The sequence below is a fragment of the Stenotrophomonas sp. FR012 genome (assembly GCF_047520565.2).
Taxonomy (GTDB): domain Bacteria; phylum Pseudomonadota; class Gammaproteobacteria; order Xanthomonadales; family Xanthomonadaceae; genus Stenotrophomonas; species Stenotrophomonas sepilia.
Window position 1 is genome coordinate 198621 of sequence record NZ_JAXBQL020000005.1, and the last position, 23415, is coordinate 222035.

The 23415-nt window shown below is 67.9% G+C and carries 24 protein-coding genes; 17 read left to right on the plus strand and 7 right to left on the minus strand.

Going from position 1 to position 23415, the window contains the following annotated elements; genetic code table 11:
* Positions 1 to 10: 10 nt before the first annotated feature.
* Positions 11 to 622, plus strand: coding sequence for a YbhB/YbcL family Raf kinase inhibitor-like protein (locus ACM0O9_RS10915; RefSeq protein WP_065185548.1), 612 nt, complete (start codon positions 11 to 13; stop codon positions 620 to 622).
* Between the two features lie 126 nt (positions 623 to 748).
* On the opposite strand, the gene ACM0O9_RS10920 is transcribed toward ACM0O9_RS10915, so the two are convergent.
* The 3 genes from ACM0O9_RS10920 to ACM0O9_RS10930 all read right to left on the minus strand — a co-directional run bounded on the left by ACM0O9_RS10920 (position 749) and on the right by ACM0O9_RS10930 (position 3046).
* A complete protein-coding gene (locus ACM0O9_RS10920) occupies positions 749 to 1207 on the minus strand; it encodes an META domain-containing protein (RefSeq protein WP_065185549.1) in 459 nt (152 codons plus the stop codon).
* A 143-nt stretch (positions 1208 to 1350) separates the two neighbouring features.
* Entirely contained in the window at positions 1351 to 2178 is an 828-nt protein-coding gene (locus ACM0O9_RS10925) for an META domain-containing protein (protein WP_414604045.1), read from the minus strand.
* Between the two features lie 73 nt (positions 2179 to 2251).
* Entirely contained in the window at positions 2252 to 3046 is a 795-nt protein-coding gene (locus tag ACM0O9_RS10930) for an undecaprenyl-diphosphate phosphatase (RefSeq protein WP_065195965.1), read from the minus strand.
* A gap of 223 nt (positions 3047 to 3269) precedes the next feature.
* On the opposite strand from ACM0O9_RS10930, the gene glnA reads away from it, so the two are divergent.
* The 11 genes from glnA to ACM0O9_RS10985 all read left to right on the plus strand — a co-directional run bounded on the left by glnA (position 3270) and on the right by ACM0O9_RS10985 (position 15578).
* Positions 3270 to 4679 carry a type I glutamate--ammonia ligase gene (gene glnA / locus ACM0O9_RS10935; RefSeq protein ID WP_005420964.1) on the plus strand — a complete coding sequence of 470 codons (1410 nt, stop codon included), beginning with the start codon at positions 3270 to 3272 and terminating at the stop codon, positions 4677 to 4679.
* Positions 4680 to 5020: 341 nt separating this feature from the next.
* A complete protein-coding gene (locus ACM0O9_RS10940) occupies positions 5021 to 5359 on the plus strand; it encodes a P-II family nitrogen regulator (protein ID WP_004134334.1) in 339 nt (112 codons plus the stop codon).
* A gap of 22 nt (positions 5360 to 5381) precedes the next feature.
* On the plus strand, positions 5382 to 6812 hold the full coding sequence (gene amt / locus ACM0O9_RS10945; protein ID WP_065178700.1) for an ammonium transporter: 1431 nt from the start codon (positions 5382 to 5384) through the stop codon (positions 6810 to 6812).
* A gap of 217 nt (positions 6813 to 7029) precedes the next feature.
* Positions 7030 to 7776, plus strand: coding sequence for an N-acetylmuramoyl-L-alanine amidase (locus tag ACM0O9_RS10950; protein ID WP_053497808.1), 747 nt, complete (start codon positions 7030 to 7032; stop codon positions 7774 to 7776).
* Positions 7777 to 7843: 67 nt separating this feature from the next.
* Positions 7844 to 9010, plus strand: coding sequence for a murein transglycosylase A (mltA, locus tag ACM0O9_RS10955; RefSeq protein ID WP_065196051.1), 1167 nt, complete (start codon positions 7844 to 7846; stop codon positions 9008 to 9010).
* 107 nt (positions 9011 to 9117) lie between these two features.
* On the plus strand, positions 9118 to 9432 hold the full coding sequence (locus tag ACM0O9_RS10960; RefSeq protein WP_005420957.1) for a hypothetical protein: 315 nt from the start codon (positions 9118 to 9120) through the stop codon (positions 9430 to 9432).
* Between the two features lie 104 nt (positions 9433 to 9536).
* Complete coding sequence (locus tag ACM0O9_RS10965) at positions 9537 to 11582, plus strand: TonB-dependent receptor (protein ID WP_414604046.1); 2046 nt, start codon at positions 9537 to 9539, stop codon at positions 11580 to 11582.
* A 171-nt stretch (positions 11583 to 11753) separates the two neighbouring features.
* The gene (locus ACM0O9_RS10970) at positions 11754 to 12815 is read left to right on the plus strand and encodes a two-component system sensor histidine kinase NtrB (RefSeq protein ID WP_005420952.1); all 1062 of its coding nucleotides are present in this window, start codon (positions 11754 to 11756) and stop codon (positions 12813 to 12815) included.
* A complete protein-coding gene (gene ntrC, locus ACM0O9_RS10975) occupies positions 12808 to 14256 on the plus strand; it encodes a nitrogen regulation protein NR(I) (protein ID WP_139726581.1) in 1449 nt (482 codons plus the stop codon). The genes ACM0O9_RS10970 and ntrC overlap by 8 nt, the downstream gene beginning before the upstream one ends.
* A 93-nt stretch (positions 14257 to 14349) precedes the next feature.
* Positions 14350 to 14919 carry a superoxide dismutase family protein gene (locus tag ACM0O9_RS10980; RefSeq protein ID WP_065178703.1) on the plus strand — a complete coding sequence of 190 codons (570 nt, stop codon included), beginning with the start codon at positions 14350 to 14352 and terminating at the stop codon, positions 14917 to 14919.
* A 32-nt stretch (positions 14920 to 14951) separates the two neighbouring features.
* Positions 14952 to 15578, plus strand: coding sequence for a superoxide dismutase family protein (locus ACM0O9_RS10985; protein WP_414604047.1), 627 nt, complete (start codon positions 14952 to 14954; stop codon positions 15576 to 15578).
* Between the two features lie 121 nt (positions 15579 to 15699).
* Here the strand turns inward: ACM0O9_RS10985 and ACM0O9_RS10990 are convergent, their stop codons facing one another.
* The gene (locus tag ACM0O9_RS10990) at positions 15700 to 16587 is read right to left on the minus strand and encodes a hypothetical protein (protein WP_065178704.1); all 888 of its coding nucleotides are present in this window, start codon (positions 16585 to 16587) and stop codon (positions 15700 to 15702) included.
* 93 nt (positions 16588 to 16680) lie between these two features.
* Here ACM0O9_RS10990 and ACM0O9_RS10995 point away from each other — a divergent pair, with 93 nt between their 5' ends.
* Entirely contained in the window at positions 16681 to 17976 is a 1296-nt protein-coding gene (locus ACM0O9_RS10995) for an acetyl-CoA C-acetyltransferase (RefSeq protein ID WP_005420942.1), read from the plus strand.
* Positions 17977 to 18137: 161 nt separating this feature from the next.
* Here ACM0O9_RS10995 and ACM0O9_RS11000 read toward each other — a convergent pair whose 3' ends face one another.
* The 3 genes from ACM0O9_RS11000 to ACM0O9_RS11010 form a co-directional block, all read right to left on the minus strand.
* A complete protein-coding gene (locus ACM0O9_RS11000) occupies positions 18138 to 19433 on the minus strand; it encodes a heme biosynthesis HemY N-terminal domain-containing protein (RefSeq protein WP_139726583.1) in 1296 nt (431 codons plus the stop codon).
* Between the two features lie 6 nt (positions 19434 to 19439).
* Positions 19440 to 20414 (minus strand): uroporphyrinogen-III C-methyltransferase, encoded by a 975-nt coding sequence (locus ACM0O9_RS11005; RefSeq protein WP_329915835.1) that lies wholly within the window; start codon positions 20412 to 20414, stop codon positions 19440 to 19442.
* Between the two features lie 104 nt (positions 20415 to 20518).
* Positions 20519 to 21328: a uroporphyrinogen-III synthase gene (locus ACM0O9_RS11010; RefSeq protein WP_065195988.1), complete on the minus strand. Its 810-nt coding sequence runs from the start codon at positions 21326 to 21328 to the stop codon at positions 20519 to 20521.
* 35 nt (positions 21329 to 21363) lie between these two features.
* Between ACM0O9_RS11010 and ACM0O9_RS11015 the strand changes: the two genes are divergently transcribed.
* The 4 genes from ACM0O9_RS11015 (at position 21364) to secB (ending at position 23403) form a co-directional block, all read left to right on the plus strand.
* The gene (locus tag ACM0O9_RS11015; RefSeq protein ID WP_005407593.1) at positions 21364 to 21831 is read left to right on the plus strand and encodes a YiiD C-terminal domain-containing protein; all 468 of its coding nucleotides are present in this window, start codon (positions 21364 to 21366) and stop codon (positions 21829 to 21831) included.
* 32 nt (positions 21832 to 21863) lie between these two features.
* Complete coding sequence (locus ACM0O9_RS11020; RefSeq protein WP_065195989.1) at positions 21864 to 22289, plus strand: hypothetical protein; 426 nt, start codon at positions 21864 to 21866, stop codon at positions 22287 to 22289.
* 57 nt (positions 22290 to 22346) lie between these two features.
* Positions 22347 to 22784 (plus strand): rhodanese-like domain-containing protein, encoded by a 438-nt coding sequence (locus ACM0O9_RS11025; RefSeq protein ID WP_053497787.1) that lies wholly within the window; start codon positions 22347 to 22349, stop codon positions 22782 to 22784.
* Positions 22785 to 22884: 100 nt separating this feature from the next.
* Complete coding sequence (gene secB / locus ACM0O9_RS11030; protein ID WP_005407596.1) at positions 22885 to 23403, plus strand: protein-export chaperone SecB; 519 nt, start codon at positions 22885 to 22887, stop codon at positions 23401 to 23403.
* Positions 23404 to 23415: the final 12 nt, after the last annotated feature.

The following is a 23415-nucleotide window of genomic DNA, read 5'->3' on the forward strand; positions in this document are numbered from 1 at the left end:
GGACACGCCGATGCAACTGAGCAGCCACAGCCTGACCAACGGTGCACCGATCGACCGCGAATTCGCCGCAGGCGATGCCGCGGGCTTCGCACCGGACCGCAATCCGCACCTGGCCTGGAGCGATGTGCCGGAGGGCACCCGTTCGTTCCTGCTGGTATGCGTCGATCCGGACGTGCCGACCGTGCCGGAGACGGTCGGCCGCACCGACATGAGCGTGCCGCGCGACCAGCCCCGCTGTGATTTCGTGCACTGGGTGATGGCCGATATTCCGGCTTCGGTGCGCGAGATTGCCGCAGGCAGCTGCAGCGACGGCTTCGTGGTGAAGGGCAAGACCACGCCGGCCGGGCCGGCCGGCAGCCGCCAGGGCCTGAACGACTTCACCGGCTGGTTCGCCGGCAACCCGGACATGGCCGGTGACTACCTGGGCTACGACGGCCCCTATCCGCCGTTCAACGACGAGCGCGTGCACCGCTACTTCTTCCGCGTGTTCGCGCTGGACGTGGCATCGCTGCAGCTGCCGGAACGCTTTACCGCCGCCGACGCCTACCGGACCATGCACGGCCACGTGCTGGCCGAAGCGGCACTGCACGGCACCTACACGTTGAATCCGGCGCTGGGCTGAGGCGGCATAACGGGTCGTGCCGGCCGCTGGCCGGCAACGCCCGTGTGCTGCTGCATTCGCCCGTGGCAGCCGGCCAGCGGCCGGCTCTACCGCTGACGAAGACGGGCGACCCTGCGGCCGCCCTTTTCATTCGTCCGTACCGGCTACCGGCGCGAACACCAGCACATCGCCGTGCGCATTGCGCAGCAGCAGGCGGCCACGCTCATCCAGCGCAAGCGTCATCTCTGCGCGTGCATTCACCAGCGTGCCGGCGACACGTTCCTGTTCGGCCACCTCGGCCCGCATGCAAGCGGCTGTGGTGATGATGCCGCCCTCAAGAACCAGCCGGTCACCTTGCAGGTGATAGGTGCTGCTTGACTGGTTGCACAGGTTCAACTCGCTCATGTAGCCGGGTTGGAAGCGCAGCGTGTAGGGCGGTCGACCGCGCACGAACAACGCATCAATGCGCCGGCCCTGCGCGTCGGTGGCGCGCGCGAGTTGCCACGGATGTGCCTCGAGCTGCCCGGTGGTGGGCGTGCTGGCAGCGGCCACATCCGTAGACATGGCCAGCAGCGCGGCAATGATGAGGGCGGGGACGTGCTTCATGCCGATCTCCCTGATGCATGCGGGTAGTGCCGGCCGTTGGCCGGCAACATCCGTGTGTTGGCGGTGCTCCGCAAGGCAGCCGGCCAGCGGCCGGCTCTACCCACCACGAAGAAGGGCGACCTCGCGGCCGCCCTCCTGTGGTTTTACTTCTTCTCGATGGCCGACTCGACCACCATGTCCAGCACGTAGGCCTGCGACGGCGCATCGGCCGGTGGGTTCTTCACTTCGTAGCGCTTCACGCGCACTACGTTGCGCACGCCGTCTTCGTGGGTGTAGCCCTCGATGTTGCCGTAGAGGTTCTCGAACTTGCCCGGCTCACCCTGCTTCAGGCCCTTGTCGTCGAACTTCACTTCGCGCACCTGCAGGCACTGGTAGTCCGGGATCAGCGGGTGCGAGCACTTCTCGGTCTTCGCGGCCACTTCCAGGAACACGGTTTCGCCGGCGCCGCCGTAGCGGGTTTCAGCGGTCGGTTCCGGGTTGAACACCAGCACGTCGCCCTTGGCGTTGGTCAGGGTCAGCTTGCCATCGGCATCCTGCTCGGCCTTCAGTTCGCCCTGCAGGCGGCTCGACACGGCTTCGTCCAGCGCCATCAGCGCCTTGTCGGTGCAGGCCATCATGGTCGAGGCCATCGCACTGACCGTCAGCTTGCCGTCGGCCAGGGTGTAGCCGCCGCCCATGCGGTTGCAGGTGTTGCTGACCGACAGGCGGCCATCAGCGAAGTCCAGGGTGACCGGCTTGTCTTCGCGGGCGAACAGCGCGTCGATGCGCTTGCCGTCGGCGCCGGTGGCCTGCTGCAGCAGCCAGTGCTGGCTCTGCAGGCGCTGCGCATCCAGGTGCGCCAGCGTCTGCTGGTCCGCTGCCTTTGTCGCGGCCGGGGCCACGTCGTCGCCGCCATTGCCGGCCGGGGCCGGGGTCTGGCTGCAGGCGGCCATCAGGGCCAGCGGGAGGAGCAGGGTGAGCTTGCGGTTCATGGTGATTCTCCTTGGGGAACCGTGGGGGAAACGGGGTGGGGCCGGCCATGGGGTTACCGTGCCCCAGTGCTGTTCAGCTGCCGGAGGGCAACCACAGCAGCAGCGCCGCGCCCAGCGCGATGCGGTAGAGGGCGAAGGCCGTGAACCGGTGCGACTTGATGTAGCCCATCAGCCACTTCACTACGACGAAGCCGGTGATGGCCGCGGCAAGGAAGGCCACGCCCACCTCGGTCCAGTTCTCGCTGCCCAGCTGCCCGTCCCTGGCCAGTTCCAGGAAGGTGTAGGCGCTGGCGGCGAACATGGTGGGAATGCCGACCAGGAACACGAACTCGGCGGCAGCGGCGCGGCGGCTCAGGCCCAGCAGCATGGCCAGGAAGATCGCCGAGGCCGAGCGCGAGGTACCGGGGAACACGCCCGCCACCACCTGCGCCAAGCCGACGCCGATCGCCACGGTCCAGGTCACCTGGTCGCGGTCGGGCAGGCGCGCGGTGTAGGCCTCCACCAGCAGCATCCAGACGCCACCGATGATCAGTGCCCAGGCCACCGGGCTGACCGTCTCCGGCAGCGACCAGCCGGCCTTGCGCACCACCAGGCCGACCACGGCGGTGACCAGGAACGCGGCGCCCAGCTTGAACACGTACTCACGGTTCTCGCGTTGGTTCAAGCCGGTGGCCAGCTGCAGCAGGCGCTGGCGGAACACCAGCACCACGGCCACGATCGCGCCAGCCTGGATGACGATGTTGAAGAAGTCCGAGCGGGCACCCAGCCAGTGCTGGGCGATGAGCAGGTGGCCGGTGCTGGAGATCGGCAGGAATTCGGTCAAGCCTTCGAGGATGCCCAGCAGCAGGGCGGAGAGCAGGTCGGACATGGACGGTGCGGGCACGGGCGGCGGAAGGAAGGAGGTCGAGAGGATAGACGATCCCTGCTGCACCAAACGGGTGCGTCTGATGGCGGGTGCACCGGTTTGGTGCGCACCGTTCTGCACCGGCGCGGAGCAGCCATATTGAAATCAACAACTTGCGGGAATCAAAAAGTTGGCACGGTCATTGCTGTACCTCAGCAGGCATTCATCCCCATCCGAGGTCGTACCGATGTCCGTGGAAAACGTTGAGAAGCTGATCAAGGACAACCAGATCGAGTTCGTCGATCTGCGTTTCGTGGACATGCGTGGCGTCGAGCAGCACGTCACCTTCCCGGTCAGCATCGTCGAACCGTCGCTGTTCGAAGAAGGCAAGATGTTCGACGGCAGCTCGATCGCCGGCTGGAAGGGCATCAACGAATCGGACATGGTGCTGCTGCCGGACCCGTCCAGCGCGTACGTCGATCCGTTCTACGCCGATCCGACCATCGTGATCAGCTGCGACATCCTCGATCCGGCCACCATGCAGGCCTATGGCCGCTGCCCGCGCGGCATCGCCAAGCGTGCCGAGGCCTACCTGAAGTCCTCCGGCATCGCCGAAACCGCGTTTTTCGGCCCGGAGCCGGAGTTCTTCATCTTCGACTCGGTCCGTTTCGCCAACGAAATGGGCAACACCTTCTTCAAGGTCGACTCGGAAGAAGCGGCGTGGAACAGCGGCGCCAAGTATGACGGCGCCAACAGCGGCTACCGTCCGGGCGTGAAGGGCGGCTACTTCCCCGTCCCGCCGACCGACACCCTGCACGACCTGCGCGCGGAAATGTGCAAGACCCTGGAACAGGTCGGCATCGAAGTGGAAGTGCAGCACCACGAAGTGGCCACTGCGGGCCAATGCGAGATCGGCACCAAGTTCAGCACCCTGGTGCAGAAGGCCGACGAGCTGCTGCGCATGAAGTACGTCATCAAGAACGTCGCGCACCGCAACGGCAAGACCGTCACCTTCATGCCCAAGCCGATCGTCGGCGACAACGGCAGCGGCATGCATGTGCACCAGTCGCTGTCCAAGGGCGGCACCAACCTGTTCTCCGGTGACGGCTACGGTGGCCTGAGCCAGCTGGCGCTGTGGTACATCGGCGGCATCTTCAAGCACGCCAAGGCCATCAATGCCTTCGCCAATTCGGGCACCAACAGCTACAAGCGCCTGGTGCCGGGCTTCGAGGCCCCGGTGATGCTGGCTTATTCGGCCCGCAACCGTTCGGCGTCGTGCCGCATTCCGTGGGTCTCCAACCCGAAGGCGCGCCGCATCGAAATGCGCTTCCCGGATCCGATCCAGTCCGGCTACCTGACCTTCACCGCGCTGATGATGGCCGGTCTGGACGGCATCAAGAACCAGATCGACCCGGGTGCACCGAGCGACAAGGACCTGTACGACCTGCCGCCGGAAGAAGAGAAGCTGATCCCGCAGGTCTGCTCCTCGCTGGACCAGGCGCTGGAAGCACTGGACAAGGACCGCGAGTTCCTCAAGGCCGGCGGCGTGATGAGCGATGACTTCATCGACGGCTACATCGCGCTGAAGATGCAGGAAGTGACCAAGTTCCGCGCGGCCACCCACCCGCTGGAATACCAGCTGTACTACGCCAGCTGACCGGGCGCGATGGCGGTGGGTCCCCCCTCCCACCCGCCGCCATCGCTTCCGTTCTCGCGGCTGGGGAGCCGCAAGGCGGGCGCAGGCCCGCCGTTGTAGAGCGGGTCGCTGGCCCGCTGCAGTACAGCGGACTGCCGGTCCGCTGAAACAGGGGCAAGAGAGACCGGATACGCGACCAGGGCCGCCCTCCCTCCCGCGTCGGTCGTGCAAGGAGAGAGGCACGGCCGTCCCGGCCCTGTACGTGTCCGGTGCAACAGCCACGGTCATCACCTGATGACCCGTGGTTGCCCGATGCCAACGCGCGCTGGCGCGCTGGCCCCATCCACCCTCGGGACATGCGCATGAAACTGATCTCCGCCATCATCCGACCGTTCAAGCTCGACGAGGTCCGCGAGGCCCTGTCCGATGCAGGCGTGTCGGGCATCACCGTGACCGAAGTGAAAGGTTTCGGTCGCCAGAAGGGCCACACCGAGCTGTATCGCGGCGCCGAGTACGTCGTCGATTTCCTGCCCAAGATCAAGATCGAAACGGTGGTCACCGACGAGCGTGCCGACGCGGTGATCGAAGCGATCCAGTCGTCGGCAGGCACCGGCAAGATCGGTGACGGCAAGATCTTCGTCACCGCCGTTGAACAGGTCATCCGCATCCGCACCGGCGAAATCGGTGCCGACGCGCTGTAACCCCCTTCCGGAGATTCCCCCCATGAAGATGCGCCTTCTCACCGGGTGGCAAGCCCGGTTCCACCTGGTGTGCCTGCTGATGCTGCTCAGCGCGCTGGCCGCCGGCGCCTGGCCTAGCAGCGCCCACGCCCAGGCCCAGGTCTCGCCGTTGCCCAGCGAAAGCGTGGCGGTCGAGCCGTTGCACGATCCGGCCGCCAGCGCCGCTGCGCCGGCCGTGGCCGAAGCGGCCGCCGCCTATGATCGTGGCGACGTCGCCTGGATGCTTACCTCCACGTTGCTGGTGCTGCTGATGGTGGTGCCCGGTCTGGCCCTGTTCTACGGCGGGCTGGTGCGTTCGAAGAATGTGCTGTCGGTGCTCAGCCAGATCCTGGTGGTGTTCTCGCTGGTGCTGCTGCTGTGGGTGGCCTACGGCTACAGCGCGGTGTTCAGTGCGGGCAATCCATTCTTCGGTTCGTTCACCGAATTCGCCTTCCTCAAGGGCTTCACGCCCGACTCGGTGGGCAACACGCCGATCAAGGGCCTGCCGGACTACCTGTTCGTCGCCTTCCAGTCGACCTTCGCCGGCATCACCACCGCGCTGATCGTCGGAGCCTTTGCCGAGCGCATCAAGTTCCGTGCGGTACTGCTGTTCTCGGCACTGTGGTTCACCCTCAGCTACATCCCGATGGCACACATCGTCTGGGGTGGCGGTTACCTGGGTGAACTGGGCGCGATCGACTTCGCCGGTGGCACCGTGGTCCATATCAACGCGGGCGTGGCCGGCCTGGTCGGCGCGTGGTTCGTCGGCAAGCGCCTGGGCTACGGCCAGACCGCGCTGAAGCCGCACAACGTACCGTTTACCTACATCGGCGCCATGCTGCTGTGGGTGGGCTGGTTCGGCTTCAATGCTGGTTCCGCCGCCGCCGCCGATACGGTGGCCTCGCTGGCCTTCCTCAACACCGTGCTGGCCACCGCTGCCGCGGTGCTCGGCTGGACGCTGGTGGAAGCGATCGGCAAGGGCAAGCCGTCGGCACTGGGCGCGGCCTCGGGTGCGGTGGCCGGCCTGGTCGGCATCACCCCGGCCTGCGGCACGGTCGGCCCGCTTGGCGCGATCGTGATCGGCTTCGTCGCCGGCGTGGTCTGCGTGTGGGGGGTGACCGGCCTCAAGCGCCTGCTCAAAGTGGACGACACGGCCGACGTGTTCGGTGTGCATGGTGTCGGCGGCATCGTCGGCGCGATTCTCACCGGCGTGTTCAGTGCACAGTCGCTGGGCGGTACCAAGGCCGATCTGGATATCGCCCATCAGGTGTGGGTGCAGGTGGTCAGCGTCGGCCTGACCGTGGCGTGGTCGGCGGTGATGACCGCGGTCATCCTGCTGGTGGTCAAGGTCGTGGTCGGTCTGCGCGTGACCGAAGAGGCTGAACGCACCGGCCTGGATGTGACTTCGCACGGCGAGTCTGCCTACGAGGCCTGAGGCATGACGGGCGGCCCTGCGGGGCCGCCTTTTGCGTTTGGTCGGTGCCAGGCTTGCCTGGCACTGCTCCTGCTCTGGTGGGTGCCGACCGTTGGTCGGCACGGCCGGAGTGGCGCATCCACGCATGGCGTGGATCTACCGCATCCTCTCTGGTGGGTGCCAAGCTTGGTTGGCACGGCGGCATGCATCATCGGGCCTGATCGCGCACAATCGGGCCATGCACCCGATCCGCACGTCCCTGATGCTCTCGGCCTGCCTGCTGGTGGCCGCCTGCGCCTCCACGCCGCAGGAAACCCGCAACCCGCTCGCCACCTGGGTGCCGTCACCCAACCAGAACGCGCGCACGCCGGTCATCATCGTCATCCACCACACCGAGCAGAAGTCGGTGCAGCAGAGCCTGCATACGTTGCGCACCGCCAACAGCGGTGGACCGGTCAGTGCGCACTACCTGATCGGCGCCGATGGCCATCGTTACCAGCTGGTCGCCGATGAGCGCCGTGCCTGGCACGCCGGGGCCGGGCGCTGGGGCACCATCACCGATCTCAATTCGGCCTCGATCGGCATCGAACTCGACAACGATGGCCGCAGCCCGTTCAGTGCGGCACAGATCGAATCGCTGATCGTGCTGCTGCGCGACCTCACCACGCGCCTGAACATCCCGCCGCGCCAGGTGATCGGCCATGCCGACCTGGCGCCGACGCGCAAGCAGGATCCGAGCCGCTTCTTCCCATGGCAGCAGCTGGCCGAGGCCGGCTTCGGCGTGTGGCCGCGCGCGGCCGATGGTGCCGCACCGGAAGGCTTCGATGGGTGGAATGCGCTGGCCCGCTTCGGTTATCCGCTCGACAACCGCGAAGCCACCGTCGCCGCCTTCCACCGCCGCTTCCGTGGCCGCGACGACCTGCCGAAGACGCTGGATGCCGAGGACGCCCGCATCCTGCATTCGTTGCTGCTGCAGATGCCGTGACCCCGCGCATGAACGCTTGACCCCGCGCTGGGTTGCCGCCCAGCGGCCGGCACTCCACCATGGCGGCATGATCGATTCCGCTACCTTCTTCAAGCGCATGCACTGGACCCTGTTGGCAGCGGTGGTGCTCGCAGGCTGCTCCACCACCGCTCCGCGCGCAGGCTCCGAAGCGCCCACGCCGACCTCGCCGCCGGCGGCCACTTACGCCAAGGTCGACTGGAAAGCCCTGCCCGCAGTCTCCGATGCTGATCTGCAGGCCGGCTTCGTGGCTTGGCGCAGCAGCTGCGCCCGCCTGAAGAACGACGCTGTCTGGGCCAAACCCTGCGCCACCGCCGCCGCGGTGTCAGACAAGGACCCGGCCGCGATCCGCCAGTTCCTGCAGCGCGACCTCGATGCCTACGCGCTACGTGCCGGTGGCCATCAGGCCGACGGGCTGATTACCGGCTACTACGAGCCGATCTACCCCGGCAGTCTTACCCGTACCGATAAGGCCACGGTGCCGGTGTACGGCACGCCGGATGATCTGGTGGTGGTGCAGCTGGAGAGCCTCTACCCGGAACTGAAGGGCAAGCGCCTGCGCGGGCGCGTCGAAGGCAAAGTACTCAAGCCCTATGACGACGCCGGCACCATCGCGGCCAAGGGCGCCAAGGCGCCGGTGCTGGCCTGGCTGACCGACCCCATGGACCTGCAGCTGCTGCAGATCCAGGGGTCTGGCCGCGTGCGCCTGGCCGATGGCAAGCAGGTGCGGCTGGCCTACGCGGAACAGAACGGCCACCCCTACCGTGCGATCGGCCGTTGGCTGGTGGACCAGGGCCAGCTGAAGAAGGAAGACGTCACCATGGACGCCATCCGCGCCTGGGCCCGGGCCCATCCCGCGCGCGTACCGGAACTGCTGCGCAGTAACCCCAGCTACGTGTTCTTCGTGCGCAACCCGGACAGCCCGGAGGGGCCACGGGGTTCACTGAACGTGCCGCTCACTGCGGGCTACAGCGTGGCGGTGGACCGCACCGTGGTGCCGCTGGGCAGCCTGCTGTGGCTTTCCACCACGCGCCCGGACGGCAGTCCGGTGGTGCGCCCGGTGGCCGCGCAGGACACCGGCGGCGCCATCGCCGGCGAAGTGCGCGCCGACCTGTACTGGGGCAGCGGCGATGCCGCCGGCAAGCTGGCTGGCGACATGAAGCAGAAGGGCAACATCTGGATGCTGTGGCCGAAGGGCGTGCCCCTGCCCAACTGAACCGGCAAGGGTTGGATCCCTTCCAAAGGAAAGGGCTCTGACCCCGGATGCCTGATAATGGCGCCATTCCGCAATTTCCGGCCGCGCCTGCGGCCAGGGCTCCTGCAATGACCTACGCAAAGCACACCGCAAAATCCGGCGCGAAATCGGCCGCAAAGAAGTACTACAAGCACTGGGCCGAATCGGGCCTGGGCAAGGGCAATGTGCTGATGGAAGCGCGCGGCGAGAAGATCGTGCGGCAGGTGGAAATCTACGGGACCAAGATGGTCTGGGCCGACGAGCATGCCCACAGCGACGACCGCTTCCTGCTGGCCGACCAGCCAGTGTCGTTCCTGGATTTCGACGAGGACGACGAAATTTCCGCGCGTGAATTCGAAGCCGCCTGGAAGAAGGCACGGGAAGCCACCGGCTACCCGGTGTAATCCCCCCGGCACCCGCCCTTGTAACGCCGAGCCTTGCTCGACGCCGCAAAAATCGGGCGCGTGAAATGTTATATGATTACATTTCACCGTATCCGCCCCTTCCCATGAAGACTCCTACCCTGGTGGCCGCCCTCGCGGCCGCACCGTTCGCCCCTGAAGCCTTCGCACAGTCGGCCGACGCCGCGCTCACTCTCGGCAAGGTGCAGGTGCACCAGCACGGCGAAGGCCAGCTCAGTGCGCATCAGGTACTGACCTCGGTGGATGTCCTGGGTGCAGACCAGATCGAAAACCGCAACGTCTCGCACAGCTGGGAACTGCTCGGGCAGATGCCCGGCATCCAGCTCACCGAAACCCGGCAGGGCGCCGAATCGGGCAAGGTCAGCTTCCGCGCCTTCAACGGTGAGGGCTACCTCAATGCCATCAAGACGCTGATCGATGGCATCCCCAGCAACGTCAACAGCGGCAACCAGCGCTTCATCGACATGCTGTTCCCGCTGGATATCAGCTACATCGAAGTGGTGCGCGGTACCAACGACCCGCGCTACGGCCTCCACAACATCGGCGGCAACGTGAACTTCGGTACGCGCCAGGGGGGCAGCTACACCGATGCGCGCCTGGCCTACGGCAGCTACAACACCCGTGATGCGCAGGTGGCGATTGGCCGCGAAGCCGATGGCTTCGCGCAGAACTATTTCGTCGGCACCCAGGCCAGCGACGGCTACCGCGACCACGACACCTCGAAGAAATATTCGCTGGGCGGCAAGTGGTTCTACGGCTCGCTGGACGACGGCCTGCGCGTGGGCCTGACCGCCCGTGCGTACCACCACGAAGCCGACGAACCCGGCTTCATGACCGCCGACGAGCTGCGCACGCACCGCCGTGGCAGCGAGCTGCGCAACGGCAACGATGGTGATGACCGCGACATGCGCCAGCTTGCCGCGCACTTGGACATGAAACTGTCCGACGCACTCACCCTTGGCACGCGGCTGTACTACAACCGCTACGAAGACGACCGCCGCGTGACCTTCAGCGACCTGCCCACCGGCAACCTGCCGCGCCAGCGCCGCGTGTGGGACGAGCGGCAGCATGGCCTGCTCAGCACGCTCACCTGGCAGGCCAGCCCCGCGCTTACTGTCGAGGGCGGCCTGAACTACGAGCAGCAGGACAACGGCTACCTCCGCGAGCGCTACGCCTACGCCGAACCCACTGATTTCAGCCAGCCGCCGGCGCGGGTGCAGAACAACGATCGCCACAGCTTCGACAACTGGGGCGCCTACGTGCAGGCCGTCTACCAGCCCGTCGAGGCCTGGAAGATCGTGCCGGCCTATCGTATCGATCGCTTCAGTGGCAGCACGCACCTGATGAACGGCGTCAGCGGCCGCCTGCAGGACTACGGCAGCATCGGCCAGCCCAAGCTGAGCGTCATCCACAGCCTGGGCCAGACCACCCATGTCTACGCGAACTGGGGTCGCACCTTCCAGGTACTGACCGGCTCCACCGCACCGGCCTACCTCACCCCAGGGCAGGCACCGATGCAGCCGTCCACCAACACCGGCTTGGAGCTGGGCCTGAAATTCCAGCCGTTTGCCGGCAGCCAGGCACGCCTGGCGGTGTGGCAGCAGGACGCGGAAAACGAGGTGTCCAACATGCCGGCCACCGGCACCACGGTCACCCTGGGCAAGACCCGCCGGCGCGGCGTGGATGCGCAGCTGAGCCTGCAGCTGGGCGAAGACTGGACGGTGTGGGCGTCGCACGCCTACCAGGAAGCGAAGATCACCCGCGACGACCGCGATGCCAGCATTTCACTGCAGGGCCGCGAAGTGGCCGCCACCCCGCGCCATATCAGCAACCTGGGCGTGGATTACCGCGCCTGTGATGCGCTGCGGTTGGGCCTGCAGGCACGTGCACAGGGCGATTACTACCTGGAAGAACGCAACGTGGCCGGCAAGTTCGGTGGTTTCGCCGTGCTCGACCTCAGTGCTGCCTATCAGCTCACCCCGCGTTTCAGCGTGGACCTGCAGCTGAAGAACGTGACCGGCCGCGAGTACGCCTACGCCTGGTACGACAGCTTCTTCTGGGACAGCGCCCGCCCGATGTTCTCGCCGGCGCCGGGCCGCAGCGTGTTCGTCGGCCTGAACATGAAGCTGTAATCGGCCACGCACCCGGTAGTGGTCGAGCCTGCTCGACCTGCGGCAGGGGTCAGAGCCCTTTCCAGGCGGAAAGGGATCCGACCCCGGACCCCGCAGCGCATGCGGTCAGATCCCTTTCCGCGAGGAAAGGGCTCTGACCCCGAACCCCGCGTTTTGCACTACATTGGTGCAATGTCCGACCCCTCTCCCCCGCCGTCCCTCGATGCCCTGGGCACGCCGCTGGCCTGGGCCGGGGCCGATGGCTGCATCGCCGGCTGCAATCCGGCGTTCGCCCGCTGGCTGGGCGTCAGCGCCCGGCGACTGCTGGGTCGCCCATTGGCCGCGCTGGAAGTGCAGGGCGAGGCACTGGCCCATTTCCTGGCCCGCGATGAGCGCGACAGCCTGCGCCTGAACCGGCTGGCGCTGGCGGTGCCCGGCGAAGCGCCGCGCTTCGCCGAGGGCTGGATGAGCCGCCGCGACGATGGTGGCTGGCTGCTGGAGGCGCATCCGGTCGATGAATTCCCCGGGCTGGACCCGACCCAGGCCCTGCCCAGCGCGCTCAGCGCGGCGCTGAAGGGCTTGGCCCACGAGCTGCGCAACCCGCTGGCCGGGTTGAAGGGTGCGGCCCAGCTGCTGGCCCGGCGCGCCGCACAGCGCGAGGCCAGCGAACGCGAGCTGATCGAGCTGATCGGCTCGGAGATCGAACGTCTCAACGGCCTGCTCGACCAGCTGCTGTCGCCGGCCCCGGCCGCACCGCACGCCGAACTGAACATCCATGCCGCGCTCGAACGCGTGCTGCGCCTGGCCGAGAACGAGGCCGGCTGGGCGGTACGCCTGCAGCGTGACTACGACCCCAGCATTCCCGAATTCCATGGCGATGCCGACCGCCTCACCCAGGCGGTGTGGAACCTGGTGCGCAACGCAATCCAGGCCGGTGCCGGCAGCATCACCCTGCGCACCCGCGTGGAGCATGGCGTGCGCATCGCCGAGCAGCTGCACACGCTGGCGTTGCGCCTGGAGATCGCCGACGACGGCCGTGGCGTACCGGAGGAACTGGCCGAACACCTGTTCCTGCCCTTGGTGAGTGGCCGCGCCGAAGGCACCGGGCTGGGTCTGGCGCTGGCCCAGCAGGTGGCGCGCGAGCATCGCGGCACGCTGACCTACCGCTCGCGCCCGGGCCATACCGTGTTCACCCTGCTGTTGCCGATCGGCAACGGCGCCGCCCCGGCCGAGGAGGCCCCGCGCGATGTCTGAGTCCCCCACCACCGCGCAGCGCATCTGGGTGGTCGATGACGATCGTGCCGTGCGCTTCGTGCTGTGCACCGCGCTGCGCGAGGCGGGCTACCAGGTTGTCGATTTCGACAGCGCTGCGGCTGCCCTGCAGGCCCTGGGCGAAGGCGCGCCGCCGGCGCTGCTGTTCACCGATGTGCGCATGCCTGGCGACGATGGCCTGGTGCTGCTGGACAAGCTCAAGGCCGCGTTGCCGCAGCTGCCGGTGGTGGTGATGTCGGCCTATACCGATGTCGCCAGCACGGCCGGTGCGTTCCGCGGTGGCGCGCATGAATTCCTGTCCAAGCCGTTCGATCTGGACGATGCGGTGGCACTGGCGCAGCGGGTGTTGCCGGCCGTTGCACCGGCACTCGCGGCACCCGCACCTGCGGCGGAAGCGCATAGCGACCAGCCGCCGCAACTGGTGGGTGATACGCCGCCGATGCGCGCGCTGTTCCGCGCCATCGGTCGCCTGGCGCAGGCACCGCTGGCGGTGCTGATCACCGGCGAGACCGGCACCGGCAAGGAGCTGGTGGCCAATGCGCTGCATCGCGAATCACCGCGCGCGCTGGGTCCGTTCGTCGCGCTCAATACCGCTGCAATCCCGTCCGAGCTGCTGGAAAGCGAGTTGTTCGGCCACGAGGCCGGTGCCTTCACCGGTGCGCAGCGCCGCCACATCGGCCGCTTCGAGCAGGCCAACGGTGGCACGCTGTTCCTGGATGAGATCGGCGACATGCCGTTGCCGCTGCAGACCCGCCTGCTGCGTGTGCTGGCGCAGGGTGAGTTCTTCCGCGTCGGTGGCCGCGAGCTGATCCGCGTCGACGTGCGCGTGGTGGCCGCCACCCACCAGGATCTGGAGGGACTGGTCGCGCAGGGGAAGTTCCGCGCAGATCTGCTGCACCGCCTGGACGTGGTGCGCCTGCAGCTGCCGCCACTGCGCGAGCGCCGCGAGGACATCGCACAGCTGGCCAGCACCTTCCTGGCCGCCGCCGCACGCAGGCTGGACACGCCACCGAAGCGCCTCACCGCCGCGGCGCTGCAGGCGCTGCGCGAACACGACTGGCCCGGCAACGTGCGCGAGCTGGAGAACGTGTGCTGGCGGATGGCCGCGCTGGCCGCCGCCGACACCATCGGCGTGGCCGATGTCGATACCGCGCTGAACCGCGCGCGCGGGCGCCGCAGCAGTACCAGCGCAGCCGATCCGGGGCAGTGGGAAGCGCTGCTGGCCGAATGGGCGCGCCGTCAGCTGGCCGAAGGCGTGGAAGGGCTGCACGCGCAGGTGCGCGAGCGGGTCGACCATGCCCTGCTGGAGGCCGCGCTGCAGATCACCCACGGCCGCCGCGCCGAAGCCGCTGCCCGTCTCGGCCTCGGCCGCAATACCCTTACCCGCAAGCTGGGCGCCGGGCGCCGTCGCGGGGGCCATTGAACGGTCCCTGCACGCGATCCTCGCACCGGCTTGCCGAACCGTTGATCGTTCATGGACGATGCAATGCTTAGTGTCACCTGCAAGGAGTCTTCGATGCGTCTGTCCTTTGCCATCCTGCCGTTGTCCGCCGCCGTGCTGCTGTCTGCCTGTGGCAGTGCACCGAAGAAGGCCGAACCCACGCCGCCACCGCCGACCGTGGTCAGTGCTGCGAAGCAGGGCGAGGCCAATCTCGCGCCGGCCTCGGCCAGCATCGTCAGTGGCCGCATCGCGCTGATGGTGGAGCCCGGTGGCATCCACATCACCGGCCTGGTCGGTGGCCTGCAGCCGATGCAGCAGGCCGGCTTCCACATCCATGAGCGCGGCGACTGCAGTGCGGTGGATGCCAGCAGTGCCGGCAATCACTTCAATCCCGGTGGCGCTGCGCATGGCCGCGCCGGCACCGGCAAGCACCACCTGGGCGACATGGACAATCTGCGTGCCGATGCCCAGGGCCGCGCCAACGTCGATATCCACGTCAAGGGGGTTACCCTTGGCGGAGGCGCCGCCACCGATATCGCCGGACGCGCACTGGTCGTGCATGCCAACGCCGACGACTATCGCAGCCAGCCCGCCGGCAATGCCGGCGTCCGCATCGCCTGTGGCGTGATCCGGGTCGTCCGCTGATCACTGCAGGCATCATCGAGGGAGAGATTCCAATGCGTCTGATCCACACTTCGCTGTTTGCGGCCATCGCCGCGCTGGGCCTGGCGGCCTGCAACCAGCAGCCCGCCGCGCCGCAGACTGAAACCCCGCCGGCCGCGCCGGCCGACGGCGCCACCACCGAGCCGGCTGCAGCCCCGGCACCGGCGGCGGCACCGACGGGCGATGCTTCGGCAACGGCCGAACTGGCACCGACCCAGGGCAACGAGACCAAGGGCAGCGTCACCTTCAAGGTGGTTGATGGCAAGGTCCACGTGACCGGCCAGATCACCGGCCTGAAGCCGGGCAGCGAACATGGCTTCCACATCCACGAGAAGGGCGACTGCAGCGCGCCGGACGGCATGAGCGTCGGCGGCCACTTCAACCCGGGCAAGCAGGATCACGGCAACGTCGCCACCGATCCGCACCACGGCGGCGACATGCCCAACATCAAGGCCGACGACAAGGGCGTGGCCACTATCGACGGTCCGGTCTCCAGCAACGTCAACATCGGCAAGGGTGATGACTTCGACATCATCGGCCGCGGCCTGATCGTCCACGCCGACGCGGACGACTACAAGACCCAGCCGACCGGCAACGCCGGCGCGCGCCTGGCCTGTGCGGTGATCCAGAAGGCCCCGTAAGAAACAAAGAACGCCGGCACAAGCCGGCGTTTTTCCTGATGGGTAGTGCCGGCCGCTGGCCGGCAATCACAGATCCGGAGGGTGCCGGCCAGCGGCCGGCACTACCCACATATCACCCGGATCAGCGCGCCAGCAGTTCGCGCGCGTCCTGCCCGGCCTCGCAGTGCACGAACAGTACCGGCACTCCATGTGCTTCCAGCACCGCGGCCATCTGTCGCTGGCGCATCAGGAACTGCTCGTAGATGCCCTTCAGGCGATCGCAGTCGTTCTTGCTGTGGCTGTAGTGCGCGCACCAACCGGCCGGGTCGAACAGCGCCATGCGTGCTTCGCCATGCGTATAGCGCAGCAGCGGCTCGGGCGCGGCATTGAGCCACTCGTCCTCGCCCGGCGCCATGATCGCGGTCTCGATCAGCGGCCACAGTGCGGCCAGGCCCTGGTTGTCGTACTGCATCGACATCATCGCGGCCAGGTCGTTCACGGTGAAATAGCGCGCGTGCTCGATGCGGGCACCGAAGGTGTTCTGCGCCATCAGCGCGGTGTCGGCGTGCGCCATGCCGTTGGCCAGCAAGGTTTCTTCCAGCGCATCGGCGACCGCGCTGGTGGTGGCCACGTCGCTGCCGGTCAGCAGGAACGGCACCACGCGCAGGCCACCGCCCACCAGCGTGGCATCGGCCTGGAACGGCAGTGGCACGTCACCTTCGGCATCGGTACCGAAGGCCAGCAGGCGCGGGCCCTGGTTGCGGCCCGGGGCACGCATCTGCAGTTCTTCCAGGCGGCGATGGATCGGCCAGCCCGGACGCAGCACTTCGGCCGGGTCGAAATGCGCGGCGGCGAACACCAGGTCCAGCTCGGCCACCTGTGGCACCAGCTTGGCCAGGTCACGGCCGACGCGTTCGGCCAGTTCACCGGCCTGTTCAGCGCTGAGCACCGCCTGGCGGGGGATTTCGCCGCCGGCCAGTTCCAGGGCCAGCACGCCAAGGGCATTCATCGCGGGGTCGGGTTTGCTCATGGTTCCACGGTTGGCCCATCACAGGGCGGCAGCTACACTTGGCTCCATTATGCCTGCTCCGTCGTGCAGGCCATGTTGCAGACACCCTCATCCATGCCAGGTATCTCCATGCCCAACGCTCGTCCCGTCGCCATCCTCGGTGGCGTCCGCATTCCGTTCTGCCGCCAGAACACCGCGTATTCGGATGTCGGCAACCTCGGCATGTCGGTCCGTACGCTGGGTGCGCTGGTCGAACGGTTCGGCCTGCATGGTCAGCAGCTGGGTGAAGTGGCAATGGGTGCAGTGATCAAGCACTCCAGCGACTGGAACCTGGGCCGCGAAGCCACGCTGTCGTCCGGCCTGTCGCCGCTGACCCCGGGCATCACCCTGCAGCGTGCCTGCGGTACCTCGCTGGACAGCATCATCACCGTGGCCAACAAGATCGCGCTGGGCCAGATCGAATCGGGCATCGGCGGTGGTTCGGACACCACCTCCGACGTGCCGATCGTCTACGGCAAGAAACTGCGTGCACGCCTGTTGGCGGCCAACCGCGCCAAGAGCACCGGCGACAAGATCCGTGCGCTCACCGCCGGCTTCAAGTTCTCCGAGCTCAAGCCCGAGTTCCCGGGCGTGGCCGAGCCGCGCACCGGCAAGAGCATGGGCGACCACTGCGAGGACATGGCGAAGGAGTGGAACATCTCGCGCGACTCGCAGGATGAGTGGGCGGTGTCGTCGCACAAGAAGCTGGCTGCCGCCTACGAGCGTGGCTTCTTCAACGACCTGATCGCACCGTTCCGTGGCGTCGAGCGCGACAACATCCTGCGCCCGGACACCTCGCTGGAAAAGCTGGCCACGCTGAAGCCGGCGTTCGACAAGGTTTCAGGGCGTGGCACGCTCACTGCCGCCAACTCCACCCCGCTGACCGACGGTGCCGCTGCGGTACTGCTGGCCAGCGAAGAGTGGGCACGCGCGCATGGCCATGAACCCCAGGCTTACCTGCGTGACGCGCACGTGGCCGCGGTGGACTTCGTGCACGGCGAAGGCCTGCTGATGGCACCGACCATCGCGGTGCCGGAGATGCTCAAGCGCAACGGCCTGACCCTGCAGGACTTCGACATCTACGAGATCCACGAAGCCTTTGCCGCACAGGTGTTGTGCACCCTGCGTGCGTGGGAGAGCGAGGACTACTGCCGCAACCGCCTGGGCCTGGACGCGCCGCTGGGCCGCATCGACCCGGACAAGATCAACCTGCTGGGCTCGTCGCTGGCCACCGGCCACCCGTTCGCCGCTACCGGCGCACGCGTGATCGCCACGGCAGCCAAGCAGCTGGCCGAACGCGGCGGTGGCCGCGCACTGGTGTCGATCTGCACCGCTGGCGGCATGGGCGTGGTGGCGATCGTCGAACGCTGATCGCATCCATCGGTGGGTGCCGACCGTTGGTCGGCACGATCCGGCCGGCACTCCTGGAACTGAAAACGCCGCCCATCGGGCGGCGTTTTTTTTGTTCGGATTGTTGCTCTGGTGGGTGCCAAATTCACCGGTGGATGCCGGCCAGCGGCCGGCACTACCCATCAGGGCAACCGCGGGTTGCCGAATTCGTCGCGCTCTTCGTTGGCGTCATACACCGGCGGCTGTGCAACGATGGGCTGCTCCTCCACCGTGGCGCGCAGCGGCGTCTCGGTGCCACGCACCAGTTCCACGCTGTCCTCGCCGCGCTGCAGGCGCAGCGCATTGGCCAGGCACTGTGCGGCCAGCGCGTGTTCGCCACGTTGCGCGAACACTTCACCCAGCGCTTCCCACGCCGGTGCACCGGCGCCAGCGGCAATGGCCTCGTGCAGGAACGCATCGGCGGCATCCCACTGCTGCTGGCCCAGGGCCACGCGGCCCTGCGCCAGGCGCAGCGCGGCCGAGCCGTCATGCACGTTGCGCCAGCGCGCCAGATTGGCCTGGCGGGTGGCCAGGCGCTCGGCGGGCAGGCGGCCATACAGCGCCACCAGATCGTCATTCCAACGCTGGTCCAGTGCCTGTTCCAGCGCCAGCAGCGCCGGCTCATCCCAGTCCAGCGCCACCGCACGGCTGGCATAGGCGCCCACTACGTCCGGGGTGGGGCGCAGTGCCTTCGGCGTGGCCTCCCACTGTGCGGCCAGCGCGTTGACGTCGGCCGCTTCCAGTAGCGCCTGTGCGGCCAGGCGTGCTTCCAGTTCGCTGTTCGCGTCGGCCGGCAGCACCTTGCTCTGGCGCAGCGCACCCAGCTGGCCATACGCTTCGTGGGCGCGGCCGGCCTGTGCCAGCGCTTCGGTACGCAGCCACAGGCCGCGCGGCGGCAGCGGCTGGATCGCCGCTACGTCCAGCGCATTGATCGCATCGACCGGCAGATCGCGCGCCAGCAGCTGTTCGGCGCGCAGCAGCGCCTGCAGGGTGGCGTCGCTTTCACCCAGGCGCTGCAGCAGCGCCTCTCCGGCGGGGCCGTCGGCGCGTGCCTGCGCGCTGCGCACGGCGGTGGCCAGTGCCACCGCGCTCACTTCCGGGTCCCTGGCGGCGCCGTCCAGCAGCTTCTCCGCACGCTGCCACTGGCCATGCTCGTAGGCCTGCAGGCCGTCGATCAGGCGCACCCGGCCCTGCTTGCGGCGGTAGCGGCCCCAGGCACGGAACGGTGCAGCGATCAGGCTCCACAGCAGCCACAGCACCAGCACCGTGATCACCGCCAGCAGCGCTACCTTCGGCAGGTTGCTGTGATAGTCGTAGCCGCCGTAGCGCAGGGTCACTTCGCCGAAGCGGTTCAGGTCATCGGCGCCGAGCCATTGCGCGGCAACCACGCCGATGGCCACGGCCAGCAACAGCACGACCAGGGATTGCAGGGGTTTCATGCGGGCTTACCTCCGGTCGGTCTGGGTGCGCAGTTGTTGCAGGGTGCTGCCAAGGACAGCGTCGTTGGCCTGCAGCGGCAGTTCGCGCAAGGCCTTCAGTTCAGCACGTTGTGCGCGCAGGGCCGGTGAATCCGGCCAGCGCCGCTGTGCCCACTGCTCCACGCGGTCCAATGCGGTGTTGCGGCCCGCGCTGTCGCCGCGCTCGATCGCGGCACGCGCCAAGGTCAGTTCCAGCTGCAGGGCATCGTCGGCGTTGCGCTGTTCGGCGGCAGTCAGTGGGCCGTTCTGGCGGCTCGGGGTGATGTCCACGAACGGTGCCAGCGTGGCCTGCCACCAGGGCTTGGCGGTGCTGCTGCCGGTCGTGCCGGTGATCTGCGAGGGCAGGCCCTGCAGCGCCCGGGCCACAGCATCCAGACGCTGCAGCGACTGCACGCGCGGGCCACTGCCGAGCGCATCCAGTGCCTCGCGCTCCTGCACCAGCGCCTGGCGCAGGTTCAGGCCGTCGGCGTCGGGCAGATCGGCCAGCGCGGTGGCGGCCTGTGCATACAGGCGGCGTGCGCCGTCCACGTCGTCGGCGTAGTTCAGACGCTGCGCAGCCTGGGTCAGCAGCAGCTCGGCCTCGTCGCGCTGCACCGCCTGGCGGCCCTGGTTGGCGCTGTCGGCCAGCTTGGCCAGGTTCTCTTCCAGCAAAGCGCTGCGCTGCGAGAGTCCCAGCATCTCGTCGCGCAGCACGCGGTTGGTGGTCGCCGCGTCCTGCAGGCGCTGGCTGGTCGCACGCTGGTCACGGCGCAGCGCATCCAGCGTGGCCTCCAGGCCCTTCAGCTGTACGGCGGTGGTCTGTGCCTGCGCTGCCTGTTCGTTCTGTTGCTGCTGCCAGACGTACCAGCCGGCATAGCCGCCCGCGCCGAGCACGACCACGGCGGCCAGCGGCAGCAGCCAGCGCACGGGTCGATGGGGCGGGGATGGCGGAGTATCGTTCATCGGGCTTCCTTGTCGGCAACGTCGCCGGTCGGGGGCCGGCAGGCCGCGTTGTGCACAGCATCACCGTTGCCGACGACAGCGGCAAGCGTGACCCACGTCCCTGTTCAGGTCGCTGCCGGGACGGTGAGCGTGGCGTGTGCGGCCGCCACCAGCTGCGCAGCGGTGGGGCCGGCGCTGCGTGTGATGCGCTGCAGGCCGAGCGCCTGCGCCTGTTCGCCGAGGCGGTCACTGGCAACCACCACGCGGGCAGACGCCCGCAGGCGCTGCTGCCCGGCCGGCGGAAGCTGTTGCCAGAAATGCTGCAGCGCTTCGCCACTGCTCACGGCCAGTACCCACGGCTGTGCTGAATGCGCCAATCGCGCCAGCGTTCGCGGGGGCAGTCGCAGCAGGCGACGCTTGTAGACGTCGGCACGTTCGATCGTGGCGCCCGCCGCCTGCAGCTGCGCGGCAATCAGGCCACGCCCGGCGGGCGCGGTCACCAGTCCGATGCGCAGGCCCTGTACGTCGGCCAGCACCGGCAGCGCCAGCAGGCCTTCACTGTCCATCCGCTGCGGCGCGTGCACCTCGGTGATGCCATGTGCCTGCAATGCGCGCGCAGTGCCTTCGCCCACGGTCAGCCACGGGCTGCGCTGCACGCCGGCCAGCGGCAGCAGGGACGCGGCTGCGGCAACGGCGGCCGGGCTGGTGAACACCACCCGGTCGCAGTTCAGCGCGCGTTGCAGCTGGCGCACCACAGCCGTGCCCTGCAGGCGCTGCAGGCGCCAGGGCGCCAGGGCCAGGACATTCCCGCCCAGCCCGGCAACGGCGCGGCGCAGCGCCACGTTCTGGCCCCGCGGGCGCAGCGAGATCAGGGTCCAGCGCGGGCCGGAACGGGTGGCGCCAGTGGGTATCGTATGGTCGACCATTGCCTGCATTATGCGGGCCCTTCGTTGTCGTGGTCGCTGCTCCGATGTCCGTTGATGCCCTGACTTCCTCGTTGGCCGCCCTGCAGGACGTGCTGGACTGCATGCCGGCGGTCCGCGCCATGCAGATCCAGCTCGACGGCTATGCCGATGGCGTGCTGCGCATCACCGCGCCGCTGGCGGCCAACGTCAACGACAAGGGCAACGCCTTCGGCGGCAGCCTGGCCTCGGTGCTGACCCTGTCCGGCTGGGCGCTGGTCAGCCTGCGCCTGCGCCTGGCCGGCCACGATGCCGAGGTCTATGTGGCCGACAGCAACCTGCGCTATCTGGCGCCGGTCTATGAGGACCTGCACGCCCACGCCGAAGCGGCCGAAGCCACCGGCTGGGACGCCTTCCTGAATACCTTCCGGCAGCGCCGCAAGGCCCGCATCAGCATCATCGCCACCCAGCCCGGTGCCGATGGCAAGCCCGCCGCCGAATTCAGCGGTCGCTTTGTTGCCTTCGCCAAAGGGTAGGATGGCAGGCTGACGTTCTGGGGAAACCACCGATGCGCCGCCTCATCCAGTTCCTGATGTATTCCCTGCTGCTGGTCAGCGCCGTGGCCTCGGCCGACGACCTCAGCCGCAAGCAGCGCAAGCTGCTGGAAGAGACCCAGGTCGCGTATGGCGCGACCATCCGCTGGGGCAGCATGGACGATGCCATCGGCTACCTCGACCCCAAGCTGCGCAAGGAAAAGCCGCCGACCGAGTTCGAGCTCAACCGATACGCGCAGCTGCGCGTGTCGTCCTATCGCGAGCGCAGCAGCGCCTCGCTGGACGGTGGCCTGGTCGAGCGCCGGGTCGAAATCGGGGTGATCAACCAGAACACCCAGGCCGAGCGCACCGTGGTCGTGGTCGAGCGCTGGCGCTGGGATCCGGAGGCCAAGCGCTGGTGGCAGACCGCCGGCCTGCCGGACCTGTGGAAGGGGCAGTGACGGGCCGCGTCCGGCTTGTGCGACAATCGGCGCCCGCTTAATCGACCCGTGACCTGAGTGAATTACGAAGAGTTGCTGGCCTTTGCAGGCCGAAACCCGATGCTGTCCGCGGCCCTGGTCGGCCTGACCGTGGCCATCATCGTCACCGAGATCCGCCGCCTGTTCCGGGGCTTCAAGGGCATCAAGCCCGCCGAACTGACCCAGCTGATGAACGCGGGCGGCACGGTGGTGGTCGACCTGTCGGCCAGCGGTGACTTCGAAAAGGGCCACATTGCCGGCAGCCGCAATGCCCAGGCCAGTGCCTTCGGCCCGGAAAACAAGCTGGTGGCCAATGCCAAGCAGTCGCCGGTGGTGCTGGTGTGCCGCAGCGGCAACGCTTCGGAAACCGCCGCCAAGGCGCTGAAGAAGGCCGGTTTCGAGAAGGTCTACGTGCTCGATGGCGGCATTCCCGCCTGGCAGCAGGCCGAACTGCCGCTGGTCAAGGGCCGCAACTGATTGCCGCAGGTGGCGGATCCGGCCTTGTCTGGGCCTGGTCCCGCCCCCATCGCAGTAGTTCGACCATCGTTTTCATTGCATTCACCTGGAGTTACTGGAAATGTCCGAAGAGATCACCAACGGCGCCGCTGCGCCGGTCGATGCCGCTACCGGCCCCGCTTTCACCGTCGAGAAGATCTACGTCAAGGACGTCTCCTTCGAGTCGCCGAACGCGCCGACCATCTTCAATGACCAGGTGCAGCCGGAGCTGCAGCTGAACCTGAACCAGCAGGTGCAGCGCCTGGGTGAGAACGCCTTCGAAGTCGTGCTGGCCGTGACCCTGACCTGCCAGGCCGGTGAGCGCACCGCCTACGTGGCCGAAGTGAAGCAGGCCGGCGTGTTCGGCCTGGTCGGCCTGGACCCGCAGTCGATCGACGTGCTGCTCGGCACCCAGTGCCCGAACATCCTGTTCCCGTACGTGCGCCAGCTGATCAGCGACCTGATCCAGGCCGGCGGCTTCCCGCCGTTCTTCCTGCAGCCGATCAACTTCGAAGGCCTGTACGCAGAAACCCTGCGCCAGCGCCAGGAGCAGGGCGACGCACCGTCGCTGGCTGACTCCGAGCCGGCCGGCAACGCCTGATTCCTGCCGCGA

What these genes read in the sequence shown, in the direction of transcription:
- ACM0O9_RS11015 (WP_005407593.1), top strand. Translation starts at nt 21,364, where the DNA reads ATGTCCGTTGATGCCCTGACTTCCTCGTTGGCCGCCCTGCAGGACGTG.
- ACM0O9_RS10985 (WP_414604047.1), top strand. Translation starts at nt 14,952, where the DNA reads ATGCGTCTGATCCACACTTCGCTGTTTGCGGCCATCGCCGCGCTGGGC.
- mltA (WP_065196051.1), top strand. Translation starts at nt 7,844, where the DNA reads ATGATCGATTCCGCTACCTTCTTCAAGCGCATGCACTGGACCCTGTTG.
- ACM0O9_RS11020 (WP_065195989.1), top strand. Translation starts at nt 21,864, where the DNA reads ATGCGCCGCCTCATCCAGTTCCTGATGTATTCCCTGCTGCTGGTCAGC.
- ACM0O9_RS10965 (WP_414604046.1), top strand. Translation starts at nt 9,537, where the DNA reads ATGAAGACTCCTACCCTGGTGGCCGCCCTCGCGGCCGCACCGTTCGCC.
- amt (WP_065178700.1), top strand. Translation starts at nt 5,382, where the DNA reads ATGAAGATGCGCCTTCTCACCGGGTGGCAAGCCCGGTTCCACCTGGTG.
- ACM0O9_RS10970 (WP_005420952.1), top strand. Translation starts at nt 11,754, where the DNA reads ATGTCCGACCCCTCTCCCCCGCCGTCCCTCGATGCCCTGGGCACGCCG.
- ACM0O9_RS10980 (WP_065178703.1), top strand. Translation starts at nt 14,350, where the DNA reads ATGCGTCTGTCCTTTGCCATCCTGCCGTTGTCCGCCGCCGTGCTGCTG.
- ACM0O9_RS10915 (WP_065185548.1), top strand. Translation starts at nt 11, where the DNA reads ATGCAACTGAGCAGCCACAGCCTGACCAACGGTGCACCGATCGACCGC.
- ACM0O9_RS11000 (WP_139726583.1), bottom strand. Translation starts at nt 19,433, where the DNA reads ATGAAACCCCTGCAATCCCTGGTCGTGCTGTTGCTGGCCGTGGCCATC.
- ACM0O9_RS10930 (WP_065195965.1), bottom strand. Translation starts at nt 3,046, where the DNA reads ATGTCCGACCTGCTCTCCGCCCTGCTGCTGGGCATCCTCGAAGGCTTG.
- ACM0O9_RS10925 (WP_414604045.1), bottom strand. Translation starts at nt 2,178, where the DNA reads ATGAACCGCAAGCTCACCCTGCTCCTCCCGCTGGCCCTGATGGCCGCC.
- secB (WP_005407596.1), top strand. Translation starts at nt 22,885, where the DNA reads ATGTCCGAAGAGATCACCAACGGCGCCGCTGCGCCGGTCGATGCCGCT.
- ACM0O9_RS10995 (WP_005420942.1), top strand. Translation starts at nt 16,681, where the DNA reads ATGCCAGGTATCTCCATGCCCAACGCTCGTCCCGTCGCCATCCTCGGT.
- ACM0O9_RS10920 (WP_065185549.1), bottom strand. Translation starts at nt 1,207, where the DNA reads ATGAAGCACGTCCCCGCCCTCATCATTGCCGCGCTGCTGGCCATGTCT.
- ntrC (WP_139726581.1), top strand. Translation starts at nt 12,808, where the DNA reads ATGTCTGAGTCCCCCACCACCGCGCAGCGCATCTGGGTGGTCGATGAC.
- ACM0O9_RS10940 (WP_004134334.1), top strand. Translation starts at nt 5,021, where the DNA reads ATGAAACTGATCTCCGCCATCATCCGACCGTTCAAGCTCGACGAGGTC.
- glnA (WP_005420964.1), top strand. Translation starts at nt 3,270, where the DNA reads ATGTCCGTGGAAAACGTTGAGAAGCTGATCAAGGACAACCAGATCGAG.
- ACM0O9_RS11010 (WP_065195988.1), bottom strand. Translation starts at nt 21,328, where the DNA reads ATGCAGGCAATGGTCGACCATACGATACCCACTGGCGCCACCCGTTCC.
- ACM0O9_RS10960 (WP_005420957.1), top strand. Translation starts at nt 9,118, where the DNA reads ATGACCTACGCAAAGCACACCGCAAAATCCGGCGCGAAATCGGCCGCA.
- ACM0O9_RS10990 (WP_065178704.1), bottom strand. Translation starts at nt 16,587, where the DNA reads ATGAGCAAACCCGACCCCGCGATGAATGCCCTTGGCGTGCTGGCCCTG.
- ACM0O9_RS11005 (WP_329915835.1), bottom strand. Translation starts at nt 20,414, where the DNA reads ATGAACGATACTCCGCCATCCCCGCCCCATCGACCCGTGCGCTGGCTG.
- ACM0O9_RS10950 (WP_053497808.1), top strand. Translation starts at nt 7,030, where the DNA reads ATGCACCCGATCCGCACGTCCCTGATGCTCTCGGCCTGCCTGCTGGTG.